Genomic DNA, 14,898 nt, shown 5'->3' with positions numbered 1-14,898 from the left:
TCCGCGTCGTCGCCTCCGGGTCGCACCCGGCGTCGGGTCCGGGCTAGATTCGGGGACGCCTTCCACCAGAACCGGAGCGGAACGATGCGACGATTGCGCACACTCTTCCTCCTGGGCGTGCTGGCCGCCGGACCCCCGGCGCTCGCGATGCCCACCCCCTCGCTCGCCCAGGGCCGGCCGAACGTGGCCATGGCGGAGAGCTGGCCCGATGCCGATCCCGGCGACGTGGAGTCGGTCGACAGCATCCTGACGGCACTCTACGACGTGATCTCGGGCCCGGCCGGGCAGGCGCGCGACTGGGACCGCTTCCGCTCCCTCTTCATCCCCGAGGCCCGCCTCATTCCCACGGGCCGGTCCCCGCAGGGCGAGCACGGCTACAACGTGTGGAGCCCGGGCGAATACGCGGAACAGGCGGGCGGCTTCCTCGAGCAGAACGGGTTCTTCGAGCGGGAGATCGCCCGCACGGAGGAGCGCTTCGGCCCGGTGGTGCACGCGTTCTCGACCTACGACTCGAAGCGGAACGCCGACGACCCCGAACCGTTCGCCCGCGGCATCAACTCGATCCAGCTCATGCACGACGGCGACCGCTGGTACGTCGTCACGATCTACTGGGCCGGGGAGCGGTCCGACCTGCCGATCCCCGGACAGTATCTGCCTTCCGGGAACGGAGGAGGTGCCCCGTGAAGTCTTCCCCGAAACTCCGCTCTGCCGCCGCGTGGCCCGCCGACTCGTGGAGCGTCGCCGCGTGGACCGCCACGGTCGCGGTGGCGCTGGCGGCCGCCCCGCCGCTCCAGGCGCAGAATCTGGCCCGCTTCGAGCCCGTCCCCGCGCGCGACAACGCCTTCGCGCTCACGCTCGAGTCCATCATGCGGGGCTCCGAGCACGTGGGGCAGGCGCCCGTCGGCGTCAGCTGGTCCGACGACGGCGAATGGATCTACTTCCGCTGGCTCCCGGGCGGCGCCGAGTGGCACGAGCCGCGCGCCCTCTACCGCGTCCGTTCGACCGGCGGCACGCCCGAGCGGGTCGATGACGAGGAAGAGCTTCGACTCGGTCCCATCCTGGCGCCCGGCGACGTCTCCCCGGATGGCCGCTGGCGCGTGACCTCCTCCGCCGGAGACCTCTATCTCATCGACCGGGACGGGGCCACGACGCGCCGGCTGACCCACACGGAGGACTCCGAGGCGGGTCCCGTCTTCTCCGGCGACGGCGCCTCCATCTTCTTCCGCCGCGGGAGCAACCTCTTCGCCTTCGACATCGACGACGGCGAGATCCGGCAACTCACCTCCGTGGGCGGTCCGGAACAGCCCGAGGACCCGGAGGCGGAGGGGCACAAGGCCTTCCTCGAAGAGCAGCAGCGAGAGCTGTTCGAGCACATCCGCGTCCAGGACATCCGCGAGGAGCGCGCCGAGGAGCGGCGCGAACTCCGGGAGGCCGGGCAACGCGAGACGCTGCACCTCGCACAGGGAGAACGCGCGCAGTTCTTCGCCGCGGACCCGACCGGAAGCCGCGTCGCGGTCACCGTCACTCGCGGCAGCTTCAACGAAGGTGGCCGGCGCACCGACATCCCCCTCTGGGTCACGCAGTCCGGCTACACCGAGAACACCGAGATGCGCCCCAAGGTCGGGGACGAGCAGGGCGTCTCGCGCCTCGCCATCGTCGACACCGGGACGGGCGAGGCGACGTGGCTCGACCTCACCGGCGACGGCTTGGATGCGGAGTCCGGGGACGAGACCGGCGACATGGCCGGCGCGGACGATGCCGACGACGCGGGCGATGCGGAGGGTGGCCCGAAGGGAGACGACCGCCTCGCCGTGGCGAGCTTCGCGGGCTGGAACGATTCCGGCTCACACGGGCTCGTATTCGCGGTGGATTACGACTACAAGACGTGGCGCCTCTACGCCTGGGAGGCGGCGACCGGCGCGCTCACGATGCTGGACACCCACTACGATGAGGCTTGGGTCGGCGGCCCCTGCTTCGGCTTCCAGGGCGCGGGCTGCATCGGCTGGCTCCCGGCGGAGGCGGCGGGCGAGATGCCCCGCGCCTGGTACGTGAGCGAGGAGACCGGCTACTCCCACCTGTACGCGATCGACGCCGACGGCGGGAACCGCGAGGCGCTCACGGCCGGAGAGTGGGAGGTCCTCGGCGTGACGATTCCCGATGGATGGGATTCGTTCCTGATGCAGACGAGCGAGTTGTCACCCTTCGACCAGCACCCGTGGCGCATGGAGTTCGACGGCTCGGACCGGGTTCAGCTCCTCGAGGGAGAGGGTTCGTTCACCGTCACGCCGTCGCCCGACGGGCGCCGCTTCGCCGTCCTCCATTCGCGCGCGAACCGGCCGCCCGAACTCTACCTCGCCGACGCCGCGCCGGGCGCCGCGCTGGCCCAGGTCACGACCTCCCCCACCGAGACGTGGCTCGGCTTCCCCTGGCTCGTGCCCGAGATCGTGCAATTCGAGGCCCGCGACGGGGTGCCCGTGCCCGCCCGCATCTACCGGCCCGCCGACTTCGGGGTCGAACCCAACGGGGCCGGCGTCATCTTCGTCCACGGGGCGGGATACCTGCACAACGTCCACAACTGGTGGTCGAACTACTACCGCGAATACATGTTCCACCACTTCCTGGCGGCCCAGGGCTACACGGTGCTCGACATCGACTACCGCGGCTCCGCCGGATACGGGCGCGACTGGCGCACGGCGATCTACCGGCACATGGGCGGCTGGGACCTCTCCGACCAGGTGGACGGCGCCGCGTACCTCGTCCGCGAGGAGGGCGTCGATCCCGGCAGGATGGGGATCTACGGGGGCTCGTACGGCGGCTTCATCACGCTGATGGCGCTCTTCACCGCGCCGGAGTCCTTCGCGGCGGGCGGCGCGCTCCGCGCCGTGACCGACTGGGCGCACTACAACCACTGGTACACCAGCCGCATCCTCAACCTCCCGCACGAGGACGAGGAAGCGTACCGCCAGTCCTCGCCCATCTACTTCGCCGAGGGGCTCGAGGGACACCTCCTCATCGCACACGGGATGTACGACACGAACGTGCACTTCTCCGACGTCGTGCGCCTCGCCCAGCGGCTCATAGAACTGGGGAAGGAGAACTGGGAGATGGCCGTGTACCCGGTGGAGAACCACGGGTTCGTGGAGCCCTCGTCGTGGACCGACGAATACCGGCGCATCTACGAGCTGTTCGAGCACGTGATCGGCGATGGCCAGGGGGCATCGGCCAGCGGCGCTTCGCCCAACGGGGAGGGTGGCTGAACACACGGGCCCTCCTCGCGGCGGCCCTGCTCGCCTCGGCCTGCGGGACGCCGGAGCCCGGCCCCTGGGTCGAGGCGGACGGATACCGGTGGCGGGAGCTGCAGCCGCGCGGCTCCGGAGGCTTCCGTCCGCTCGACGCGTCGCGTCGCGGCGTGGCCTTCCTCTATGACGTCGACGAGGCGGCGCGCCTCGACAACCGCGTGCTCGCCGAGGGGCAGGGCGTGGCGATCGGGGATGTGGACGGCGATGGTCTGGCCGACGTCTTCTTCGCCGGCTTCGGGGGCGCGAGCGCCCTCTACCGCAACCTCGGCGGTTGGCGCTTCGAGGAGATCACGCCCCCCTCCCTCGCGCTCGAAGGCGTGCTCGCGCGAGGGGCGGCGCTCGTCGACCTGGACGGAGATGATGACCTCGATCTCGTGATCACGGTCCACGGGGGCCGGAACCGGATCTTCCTCGGCGACGGCGCGGGCGGCTTCTCGGAACTCGAGGACGCGGGTCTCGCCGGGGCGTGGGGGAGCACGACCCCTGCGCTGGCCGACACCGACGGGGATGGGGATCTCGACCTCTACATCGCGAACTACAAGACGCGGCAGGTGGACGACCTCCATCCGCCCGATGTGCTGGACATCAATCACATCCGGCGGGGCGAGGACGGTGGGCCCTTCATTCCGCCCGAACTCCGCGAACTGTACGCGGAGCACTACCGCGTGGAGTTGCTCGATGGCCGCTTCGTGCGCCGCTTCGAGCTCGGAGAGCCGGACGAATTCTACACCGGACTCGGGGACGGAAGATTCGCGCCCGCGGCCGCCGGCCCGCCCCTCACGCGTTCCCGCGGGAACGTCCCGGTGCCGGCTCGGGACTGGGGACTCGCGGCCCGCTTCAGCGACTGGGACGAGGACGGCGACCCGGACCTCTACGTTGCGAACGACTTCAACAGCGAGGACGGGATCTGGCTCAACGAGGGCGACGGGACCTTCTCGCCCGTCTCGAACGAGGCCGTCCGCGCGACGAGCCTCTCCTCGATGGCCGTCGACGTCGGAGATCTCGATCGCGACGGAGACCTCGACCTCCTCACGACCGACATGCTCGCCCGGGACGCGGCGGAGCGCCTCGTCCAGACGCCGAGTTACGAGGCCGCCCCGGAGCCGCCCGGGGTCACGGACACGAGAGTGCAGCTGAACCGGAATGCGGTGCAGCTGAACCGCGGCGACGGGACCTTCGCCGAGGCGGCGTGGGAACTCGGGCTCGCCGCCTCCGACTGGACATGGGGCGCGCTCATCATGGACGCGGACCTGGACGGCTGGAACGACATCCTGGTCACGACGGGCCATGCGTGGGATCAGCTCGACGGCGATGCGAACGCCCGAATCGCGGCGATCCCCGGCCTGCCGGCGGATCAGGCGCTGCGCATGTTCCCGGCGCTCGCGCAGCCGAACGTCGCCTTCCGCGGCGGGCCGGGCGGCTTCACCGACGTGAGCGAAAGCTGGCGCTGGGGAGGCGAGCCGGATATCTCGCACGGCCTCGCCACGGGCGATCTCGACAATGACGGGGACCTCGACGTCGTCGTGACCCGACTCGGGGCGCCCCCCCTCCTGTACCGGAACGACGCCGCAGCCCCCCGCATGCTCGTGCGTCTCAGGAGTCCGGGCCCGAACACCCGCGGGATCGGCGCCCGGATCCGCCTCGAGACCCCCACCGCGCCCGGCGCCGCCGAGGCGCCGGCCCCCCAGGTGCGCGAGATCACGGCGGGAGGCGCGTACCTCTCGTCCCCCGAACCCGCTGCCAGCCTTGCCGCGTCCGCCGACGGACAGATGACGCTTATCGTCGACTGGCCGGACGGCCGCCGCACGCGGCTGGAGGGGATCGTCGCGAACCGGGAATACGTCATCGACGCCGCCACCGCCGAGGCGGCCGGTCCCGATCCGGCGCCCGAACGCGACGACGCGGCCGGCGCCGCCCATTTCGTCGACGTTTCGGATGGGCTCGGGCACCGGCACGTCGAAGCGCCCTTCGACGACAGGCTCCGGCAGCCGCTCCTGCCCCGTTCGCTCGATCGCCTCGGCCCGGGCGTGTCGTGGATCGATGTGGAGGACGATGGCGACGCGGATCTCGTGGTCGGGAGCGGCCGGGGGGCCAGCCCGGTCGTGATTCGGAACGAGGGCGACGGTTTCGCCGCCCCGCGGGCCCTCGTGCCCGCGCTGGCGTGGGACGCAACCGCCGTGCTGCCGCATCGCGCGGCCGGCGGTCGCGTCACGCTGCTCATCGGCACGAGCGCGTACGAGGCGGGCACGCCCGCGGAAGCCGCGGCCGTTCCCGCGGTCATCGCGGCGCCGCTCGGCGCGTCCGCGCCGGCGCCCCCGCTCATCGAAGCTCCCGGCGCCCCGCCCGGGCAGCTCCCCGCCGCGACCGGCCCGCTCGCCCAGGCCGACATCGACGGCGACGGCGATCTCGATCTCTTCGTGGGCGGACGCGTCGCCCCCGGCGCCTACCCCGCCGCGGTCGATTCCCGCCTGTTGATCCACGACGGCGACGCCCTGCGCCTCGATGCGGAGCGCTCCCACCCCTTCGCGCGCCTCGGGCTCGTTTCCGCCGCCCTCTTCACGGATTACGACCTCGATGGCGACCCCGACCTCGCGCTCGCCCTGGATTGGGGCAGCGTCCGCCTCTTCCGCAACGACGAGGGCCGTTTCACCGATGTGAGCGACGCCTTGGGGCTCACGCGTCTCGGGGGGCGCTGGAACGGCCTCGCCGCTGCGGATTTCGATGAGGACGGCCGGCCCGACCTCGTCGCGACCGGCTGGGGCGCGAATCTCGACGTCCCGCCCGCCTATTCGCTCATCTACGGCGATATGAATCGCGACGGCATCGTCGATCTCGTCGAAGCCCGGACGGAATCCGGCGTGTGGCGCCCTCTCCGGGGCAGGGACGCGCTCGCCGTCCCGGGCGGACTCTCCACGCTCCTGCGCGTGACGTACGAGCGCTTCGCGAGCACGCCCCTGACCGACCTCATCGGCGGCCTGGACCCCGAGCGCCGGCTCGACGCGAACGAACTGCGCCACACGGTGTGGCTCAACCGTCCTTCCGGCTTCGAGAGCGCCCCGCTGCCCGTGGCGGCCCAGCGCGCGCCCGCCTTCGGCGTCGCCGCCGCCGACTTCGACGGCGATGGTCACGAAGATCTCGTCCTCGCGCAGAACTTCTACGCCGGCCGGCCGGGGGCGCCGCGCTACGACGCGGGGCGCGGGCTCTGGCTGAGAGGGGACGGCGAGGGGGGCTTCGAACCGGTGCGAGGCTCCCGCTCCGGGATCGGCGTCTACGGGGACGCCCGGGCCGTCGCGCTCGCGGACCACGATCGCGATGGGCGCGTGGACCTGGCCTTCGGCGTCAACGGCGGCGAGACCCGGCTCTACCGCAACGTCGGTGCGACGCCCGGCCTCCGGGTCACGCTCGAGGGCCCACCCGCGAACCCGCGGGCCATCGGCGCCCGCCTTCGGCTCGAATACGCGGACGGAACGCTCGGTCCGGCGCGGGAGGTCCGGTCGGGGGAGGGTTACCTCGCCCGCCATGAATCGACCCAGACGCTCGGCGTGGCCGGCGCGGCGGGTGCGTCACGCACGCCCGCCACGCTCCGGGTCGTGTGGCCGAGTGGCGAGACGACATCCGTTCCGATTGCGCCGGGGACGCTGGAAGTGCGCGTCCCGGCCCCCGGCGGCTCTGGCGGCTAGCGGTAGCGGATGCCGAAGCCGATCGTGACGCCGATATCGTTCTGAAGCTTCGACGCGTCCGTCGCGGCGGAGATGTAGTAGGACGCCATGTCTCGAAGTTCGCCCCGGAACCAGAGCGATGACATGAGATGTACCCGGACCCCGACCGCCGCCGTCGCCATCGGATCCGTCGCGCTGAGCTTCGGCACCTCGGCGCCGTAGAACTTCAGCTGCCGGAGTCCCCCGCCCACCGTGAAATAGGGTTCGAGCGCGCCCGCCGAGCCTGACGACCGCAGCCGGAACGTCAGGTTCACCGTGCCCGCCAGGTACTCCGTCTCGCCGAGCGTTCCGAGTCCCCGTCCGGGTCCGCCGCCGACGCCTTCGAGCGTCGCCGGGGAATAGAGCCCCATGACGCCGATCCCGACCGAGCGCGACGCCCAGTAGGTCACTTCGCCCCCCATCATCACATCCGGCGGCATCACGATGCCGTAGGCGCCGGTATTGTCCGTGAGGTTGTTGAGAGGCTGGATCACGCCGGCGAGCCCGAACACTTCCGGACCGGTATCGTCGCCGGCCGGCGCCGCGGGGGTCATCTGGGCCGTCAGGCTCGACGCTCCGAGAGAGAGCCCGCAGAGAAAGAGAGAGAGATGGGGAAGAACGCCGGACGGGCGTCTCATTTGGTCCTCACGATCGTGATTAGCGGTTCCGCGGTCTCACCCGCCGGGGTTCCTCCCGCCGTTTCCAGCGACAGCGAAAGACCCGGCGCACCGGGAGCCGAGGCGAGTGAGAAGTACTGCACGCTCGACGGCCCTACGTCGAGGCTCAGCACCCGGGTTTCAAACCCCAGCGGCTCGGTCCGGAGCGCGATCGCGGTCGGAAGACCCGATCGGGTGTCCGCATCCTGATTCAAGGATCGGAACACATCCGCGGCGTCCCACGTTGCCGCGGCGAGTTGCGGCAACGCCTCCGGCGCGTCGAGGTCCTCCTCCGGGGAATCCTCCGTCCCTTCGTCCAGCGTCCCCGCGCCCAGCGCCAGGGCGACCGACACGTCCGCCAGAATGCTCGCCCACTCCCTGCCCGTGACCCGCTCCAGATTCGCGATCCCGCGTCCGTAGTTCTGTCCGCCCCCGACCACGGATCGGAAGAAGGCGCGTTCATCTCCCCCCGCCTGGTCCGCGAGCCGTCGCAGGAGGAACCAGCCGAAGCCCCGCATCTGCAACCCGCCGACGCCGTCCAGGTCGTCCGTCGAGACGGTGGGAGCGCCGGGGAGTCCGAGCATGTACAGGCCGAGGTTGCGGAAGTTGCCCAGCATGTATGCATTGAAGGTGTCGAGCGCCTCGGGCGTCTCGGATACGCGGTCGAAGGTGAGGCGATCGCCCACGGGGAGCCCGAGGGCGGCGAGCCCCGCCACTTCCTCGGCCAGGCTCGAAAGCGCCTCGTCCAGCCAGATCTCCTCGATCGCCCCGAAACCGGCCGAAGAGGTGGGCGCCCGGCGGCCGGCGCTGACGATATGCTGGATTTCATGCGCCACGAGGGCGGGCGTCTCGCGCAGCAGGTCCGCCGCCGAGATCGCGCGGCCGAGCGTCGCATCGGGGTCCGCGCTCACGCTGTAGACGATCTCCGCTTCGTTGCTCGCCGGGCAGATCCCGCCGTCCGGGTCCGACAACTCGCCGTCGCCCCTTCCCGAAGCGGCAAGATCCTGGGGGAGGGAGAACCCGCCGACGCCCGCCTCGCCATCGCCGAGCCGGTTCACGGCGGGCGTGAACAGGATGACGACGCGCCCGTTCCGGTCGATGTCCTCGGGGGGACCGAAATAGGAGGTCACCGCCGGGAGAACCGTCCCGTCCAGTTCCCGGGCGAGCGCGAGCCACTCTTCCTCCGTCGGACCTCCGGCGGGTGCGGCGAGATCCTCCACGAGAACCACGCCGTCGCCCACGGCCCGCACGGTTCCCCTTACCGTGCTCGCGGGGTCGACGCAGGTCCCCGCCAGCTCCGGGCCGACGGAGAAGAAGTACTCGAGCGTGTCTCCCGGGACCGGCGCGGAAACCGCCGCCGATCCATCGGGCCGAAGGGGCGAGACCCGGGCCTGAACAAGTTGCGCAAGCGTGCGGGCGCGAATCCCGATGTCCCTGCTCGTGCCGGCGAGCGCGGCCTCCGCGATCCCGGGATCGATCATCCCCCGCTCCACCGCGGTCGCCGGGCCATCCCCGGACATGTCGGCGGGCGTCCGCACCGTGATCCGGAGCGGGAGTCCGCTCGAGGCGTTACGCCCCGTATTGCCGATGACGATTCGATACTCCGGCGTCTCCGGCTCGAGGTCTTCCGGCGCTCCGGGTTCTCCCGCCTCGCCCGCTTCCATGGGCGCTCCGGGTGCGAACTGGACGCATTCGACCTCGACGGGCCCGCGCAGCGTGAGCGATTCGCCGACCTCGAGACCCACGCGCAGGTTGGCCGGTTCCATCGGCAGCAGAAGACCGTTGCTCGCGTCGGAACCCACGAGCACCCGCACGCCGACCTCGCGCTCGGGCAGGCATGTGCGGGCGAAGGCGGGCACTTCAACGGTGAGTTCCGTCTCGGTGGCGCTCACCACCGTCGCCGCCGTGCCTTCGATCCAGACCTGGTTGTCGTCCGGAACCGGGCGGAAGCCGCTGCCGTAGAGGAGCGCCCGCGTCCCGGCGGCGAGCCTTCCGTTCCCGATCGAGTCGAGTTGTACGGCCCCGCCCGGCGAGGCGAGGGCCATGGCCGAGAAGGAGAGCGTGTCCGAGTACACGCCGCCCATGGCGAAGACGTGGATCCGGTAGTCGCCCGGCCGCGAGCCCAGCGTGAAGACGGCGCCGCCCCGTCCGTCCGCGTCCGTCATCACGATGTCGTGCGTGAGGGCGCCCGGGCGTGCCGGCGACTCCTCCGACTCCTCCGGCGCCGCCGGATCGGGCGGTCCCGCCACGGCCATCGTGTCCCCGGCCTCCAACAGTTCCGGCGTTTCCTCTCCTTCGGGCAGATCCGGGACCTCTTCCGGCGGGGTCCAGTCGAAGCCGATGCGGACGCCGCCGGCGGGAGCGCCGCTCGTCGTCTCCGCCCGGATGGAGAACGGGAGCGGCAACTGGCTTCCCGCCTCCGCCTGCTGGCCGTCTCCCTCCACGATGCTGAGAAGGACCGTGTCCGCAGCCTCCGCGAGGACGAGGAAGCGGAGCGGCGGGACGTCCGCGGCGCTCGGGATGTCCGCCTGGATCTCCGCCTCGCCCGGCGTCGGCCCGGCGCGGTAGACCGACTCCGCGACGCCGTCCCGCCCCGCGACGGCGACTCCCGGCGAAAGCTCCCCTTCGCCCCGCACGATGACGAATCGGACCGGCGCCCCTTCGACCGCGTTCCCGAGCGCATCCTCGACCCGGACCGCGATCGGGGGGTCCGTGGCCTCGCCCGTCACGATCGTGTCCACGGCGGCGGAGACGGGGATCAGGGCCGTCGGCGGAGAGCCGATCTCCGTGCTCCCCCCGTCCCCGCACCCGATCGCGAACACGCCCGCGAGCACCCCTGCGAGTACGGCCAGCGCGCCGCGCCTCACCGCGGCTCCACCTTCCAGAAGGCGATGCCGCCCGCCTGCTTGCCCACGTCCACGCTGGCCGCCCGGACCCCGTCGCGGAGGTCGATCACGTCCACCGTTCCCGGCTCGCCGCCCACGCCCTCCACGCTCACGAAGGCGAACCGCGAATCCGGAGAGATCGCGATCCCGTGCGGCAGCGTCCGCGTGTTCGGGATCCGGGCCACCTCCGTTCCGCTGGCGAGATCCCAGACCCCCGTCGCCTGCCCGCTCTTGTACGTCACCACGAGGGTGGCGCCATCCGGAGAGACATCGAGATTGTACGGACCCTCGCCCGTCTCGAATCGTCGCGTCACCCGCCACGACTGCACATCGATCTCCAGCACTTCCGCGTTCCGGTTGCAGGCGACGTACACGTGGCGTCCGTCCACGGCCGGGTGCGCCCATGTCGGGCTGCAGCCGGGCGCCCCCACGGGCCGCGTCGGAAGCCAGTCGTACGGCCAGGCCTGCTCCTCGCCCGGGTAGAGGATGAAGCGCTGCGTGACCTCGAGCCGGTGCGCGTCGACCTCCACGAGCAGCTCATCCATCATGCACACGGAGTAGTGCCGCGCCCCGTCCGCCGTGAGCCGTGAGCCGTGCGGCATCGTGCAGGTCGGAATCTGCGCGACCTCGATCATCGCGCCGACGTCCACGACGGACACCGAACTCGGCTCGTGTTCGCCGTGCAGGTTGAAGTTCGCCGCGAAGAGCAGGCCTGCCGGCGTCACCTGCATGGTGGCGGGGAAGAGCCCCAGTTCGGCGCTCCCGAGCGGACGGTTCGTCTCCGTGGAATAGGCGACGACCGTGCCGAACGGATTCCCGTGGGCGAGCGTCACGTACCACCGTTCCCCGTCCGGATCGACCGCGAGGCCGTGCGGCCCGTCGATCTCCGTCGGGAAGCGTCCCACGAAGACGGAATCCAGCACCGACGCACCGGTGCCATCGAACCGGACGAGATCGACGCGATCCTCCGATTCCGCCGCCACGTAGACGTAATACGACGACAGGCCGTCGGGGCTGTTTTCCTGGGAGGCCTCGGCGGGAACCGCCGCGACCGTCATTCCCAGCGCCCACAAGGCCATCGCCAAGCGGGGTGTTGTAGACTCAGGTAGCATACGTTTTACGCGCGTTCGCGACTCCTTCTCCGGGACGACTCCGGGCCCGGCAACCGCCTCCGCCGGGCACTCCCCCTCCTACCCTTAGAGTAGACAATTGCTCAAGGGGTTGCCAATCGCGTTAGGTTGTCCGCGGCGGAGGGAGAAGAGGTCGCGGACGGGTGCGCGCACGCCGTTCGAGGAAAGTCCGGGCTCCGCAGGGCACGGCGCCGGGTAACGCCCGGGCGTCGCGAGGCGACGGAAAGTGCCACAGAGAGCAGACCGCCGATGGCGGCTTCGGCCGCACAGGCAAGGGTGAAAGGGTGGGGTAAGGGCCCACCGCGTTTCCTGGTGACAGGGACGGCACGGCAAACCCCGCCGGGAGCAAGGCCAAGCAGGAACGAGCGGCGGCCCGTCGCGTTCGAGTTCCGGGTAGGCCGCACGAGGCCTCGGGAAACCGCAGGTCCCAGATAGATGACCTCGCCGCGGGCCTGGCCCGCCGGTGACAGAACCCGGCTTATCTCCCTCCGCCTCTCCTCATGCCGCCGCGCCGGGAGGGGCACAGAGAACAGCACGGAAAGGGAAGGTTCCTTGGCTCCAGCGTCTTCCGCCGCGATGAGGTTCGAGATCCGCGAGCACGTGCTCGACAACGGGTTGAGGGTCGTCCTGCAGCCCGATGCGTCCGCGCCCCTCGTCGCCGTTCACGTCATGTACCACGTGGGATCGAAGAACGAGCGCGCCGGCCGGACCGGCTTCGCGCACCTCTTCGAGCATCTCCTCTTCCAGGGGTCCGAGCACGTGCCGCGCGAGCACCACTTCAAACTCATCCAGGACGCGGGCGGCACGCTCAACGGGACGACGTGGTTCGACCGCACGAACTACTTCGAGACGCTGCCCGCGAACGAACTGGATCTCGGCCTCTGGCTGGAGTCCGACCGCATGGGGTTCTTCAAGCCCGGGATCACCCAGGAGAAGCTGGACAACCAGCGCGAGGTGGTGAAGAACGAGCGGCGGCAGGCGTACGAGAACCGCCCCTACGGCCTCGCGTTCGAGGCCCTCCTCGCGCGCGCCTACGACGAGGGGCACCCCTACCGCCATCCGACGATCGGCTACATGCCCGACATCGACGCGGCCCGGCTCGAGGACGTGCACGAGTTCTTCGACCGCCACTACGGACCCAACAACGCGACCCTCGTGCTCGTCGGCGACTTCGATCCGGCTGCGGCGCTGGCGCGGGTCGAGGCCTGGTTCGGGGAGATTCCCGCGCGGCCCGTCGCGGCGAGCCCGGACGTGCCCGTGCCCGCGCGCGACGGCGAGCGGCGCACCCTCCTTCGCGACCGCGTTCAGATGCCCCGCGTGTACCTCATGTATCATTCTCCGCGCTACGCGGACCCCGATTTCGAGGACGTCGTCATCCTCAACTACCTGCTCGCCGACGGGGACAGTTCCCGCCTGGAAAAGACGCTCGTGTACGAAAAGCAGATGGCGGCGGACGTGACCTCCTTCACCTGGCCGACCGAGAGCGCCGGAATGTGCTTCGTCGTCGCGACCGCCCGCCCCGGCATCGACGCCTCCGACCTCGAGGCCGAGGTGAGGGACGTCCTCGACGACCTGCTCCGCGACGGCGTGGAGGAGGAAGAGATGGAGGGGGCGCGCAACCGGGCGCGGCGCGGGCTCCTGAACGGGCGCGCGGGCTTCGGCGACCGCGCGGACGCGATCGCGCACGCCGCCGTGTTGCGGGGCGACGCCGGCTATGTGAACGACGCCTTCGCGCGCTACGGCGCCGTCGCCCGCGCGGATGTGGAGCACGCGGCCGGCGCCGTGCTCGACCCGCGCGGCCTCACGGTCCTCCACGTCGTGCCCGAAGAGGAGACGGACGCAACGGATGCGACGGAGGGGACGCCGTGACGAAGCCGGGGATCGCGACCCCCGACCGCGCGGTACGCCCGGCGCCGGCCGCCCCGCGCCCGCTCGCGCTTCCGCGCTTCGAGCGGCACACGCTCGGCAACGGCCTCCGGGTCGAACATGCCGAACGACGCGGTCTGCCCGAAGTGTCGCTCCACCTCGTCCTCGAATGCGGTGCGGGCGCCGAACCGCCGCGACTCGGCGGTCTCGGCGAGCTGACCGCCCGGCTCCTCACCGCCGGCACCCCGGGGCGGGACGCGATCGAGATGGCACGCTGGCTCGACCGCCTCGGCGTCGGCTACCGCGCGACGGCGGGCTACGCCGTCGGAGCCGTCTCCATGCACTTCCTGTCGGAGGTGTTCGAGGAGGCGCTCGACTTCCTCGCGGCCACCATCCTCGATTCCGAGTTCCCCGAGCACGAAGTCGAACGCATCCGCGGCGAGCGCATCGACGAAATCGAACGCCAGGCGGACGATCCGGCGACCGTCGCGGGTCTCGCCACGATCGCCGAACTCTACGGCGACGGCCTGTACGGCCGGCCGGTCGGAGGCACCGGAGCCACCGTGTCCGGGATCGGCCCGGAAGCGGTACGGGAGTTCCACGGCGCGCGCTATCGCCCCGGCGGCGCCCTCCTCATCGCGTGCGGCGACCTCGACCGCGAGCGTCTCATCTCCGCGGCGGAGGCGCGCTTCGGCGACTGGAGCGGCGAGACCGCACAGGTCCCGCCCCCGGAAACGCCGGAGCCGCGTGCGAGCGACCTCATCCTCATCGACCGTCCCGGCAGCGCCCAGAGCGAGATCCGCGTCGCGACGGTGGGTGTGCCCTACAACACCGGAGATCATCACGCGATCATCGTGGCCAACGCGATCCTCGGCGGCCTCTTCAACTCCCGGATCAACCTCAATCTGCGCGAGGACAAGGGGTGGACCTACGGAGCGAGATCGAGTTTCCGGTTCCGCCGGGGCGCGGGACCCTTCGTCGCGCGCACGGCAGTCGAAACCGCCCGGACCGGCCCCGCGTTCGAGGAGATCCTGAGCGAGATCGAGACCATGCGCACGGCGCCCGTCACCGACGACGAAATGACACTGGCGCGCAACGCCCTCACCCTCTCCCTCCCGCTCCAGTTCGAGACCGCCGTGCAGATCTGCGGAAAGGTGAGCCGCCAGCGCGTATTCGGCCTCCCCGACGACTACTGGGAGACGTACCGCTCCCGCATCGAGGCCGTGACGCCGGACGAGGTGCGGGAGGTCTGCCGCACGTACCTCGACCCCGACCGCCTCACGCTCCTCGCCGTGGGCGACGCGGCGACGGCCGCGCCCACGCTGGACGGCCTCGGGCCCGTGGATGTCCGGCCCGCCTCGTGA

Annotated in this window: 8 protein-coding genes and 1 other RNA gene; 6 read left to right on the top strand and 3 right to left on the bottom strand. The window is 71.2% G+C overall.

The window, feature by feature from the left end:
* Positions 1-84 precede the first annotated feature (84 nt).
* The 3 genes from ACQY5G_RS00335 to ACQY5G_RS00325 are packed head-to-tail and all read left to right on the top strand — an operon-like array spanning position 85 to position 6,979.
* Positions 85-684 carry a hypothetical protein gene (locus ACQY5G_RS00335; protein WP_428275927.1) on the top strand — a complete coding sequence of 200 codons (600 nt, stop codon included), beginning with the start codon at positions 85-87 and terminating at the stop codon, positions 682-684.
* A complete protein-coding gene (locus tag ACQY5G_RS00330; RefSeq protein WP_428275925.1) occupies positions 681-3,257 on the top strand; it encodes a S9 family peptidase in 2,577 nt (858 codons plus the stop codon). Before ACQY5G_RS00335 ends, ACQY5G_RS00330 begins: the two co-directional genes overlap by 4 nt.
* On the top strand, positions 3,152-6,979 hold the full coding sequence (locus ACQY5G_RS00325; protein ID WP_428275924.1) for an FG-GAP-like repeat-containing protein: 3,828 nt from the start codon (positions 3,152-3,154) through the stop codon (positions 6,977-6,979). The genes ACQY5G_RS00330 and ACQY5G_RS00325 overlap by 106 nt, the downstream gene beginning before the upstream one ends.
* Here the strand turns inward: ACQY5G_RS00325 and ACQY5G_RS00320 are convergent.
* From ACQY5G_RS00320 to ACQY5G_RS00310, 3 genes are read right to left on the bottom strand one after another with little or no spacing between them, the layout of a single operon-like run.
* Positions 6,976-7,635, bottom strand: coding sequence for a hypothetical protein (locus tag ACQY5G_RS00320; protein WP_428275923.1), 660 nt, complete (start codon positions 7,633-7,635; stop codon positions 6,976-6,978). The two genes, ACQY5G_RS00325 and ACQY5G_RS00320, sit on opposite strands and share 4 nt — an antisense overlap.
* On the bottom strand, positions 7,632-10,520 hold the full coding sequence (locus tag ACQY5G_RS00315) for an IPT/TIG domain-containing protein (protein WP_428275921.1): 2,889 nt from the start codon (positions 10,518-10,520) through the stop codon (positions 7,632-7,634). The genes ACQY5G_RS00320 and ACQY5G_RS00315 overlap by 4 nt, the downstream gene beginning before the upstream one ends.
* The gene (locus tag ACQY5G_RS00310; protein ID WP_428275919.1) at positions 10,517-11,611 is read right to left on the bottom strand and encodes a YncE family protein; all 1,095 of its coding nucleotides are present in this window, start codon (positions 11,609-11,611) and stop codon (positions 10,517-10,519) included. Before ACQY5G_RS00310 ends, ACQY5G_RS00315 begins: the two co-directional genes overlap by 4 nt.
* Positions 11,612-11,785: 174 nt before the next feature.
* Here ACQY5G_RS00310 and rnpB point away from each other — a divergent pair.
* The 3 genes from rnpB (at position 11,786) to ACQY5G_RS00295 (ending at position 14,898) form a co-directional block, all read left to right on the top strand.
* Positions 11,786-12,164: RNase P RNA component class A (gene rnpB, locus ACQY5G_RS00305), an RNA gene on the top strand.
* 56 nt (positions 12,165-12,220) lie between these two features.
* Entirely contained in the window at positions 12,221-13,537 is a 1,317-nt protein-coding gene (locus ACQY5G_RS00300; RefSeq protein ID WP_428275917.1) for a M16 family metallopeptidase, read from the top strand.
* On the top strand, positions 13,534-14,898 hold the full coding sequence (locus tag ACQY5G_RS00295) for a M16 family metallopeptidase (protein WP_428275915.1): 1,365 nt from the start codon (positions 13,534-13,536) through the stop codon (positions 14,896-14,898). Before ACQY5G_RS00300 ends, ACQY5G_RS00295 begins: the two co-directional genes overlap by 4 nt.

The sequence above is a fragment of the Candidatus Palauibacter sp. genome (genome assembly GCF_965261555.1).
Lineage (GTDB): Bacteria > Gemmatimonadota > Gemmatimonadetes > Palauibacterales > Palauibacteraceae > Palauibacter.
Note: the sequence above shows the minus strand (reverse complement) of the source record. Positions and strands in the feature narration are given on the sequence as shown.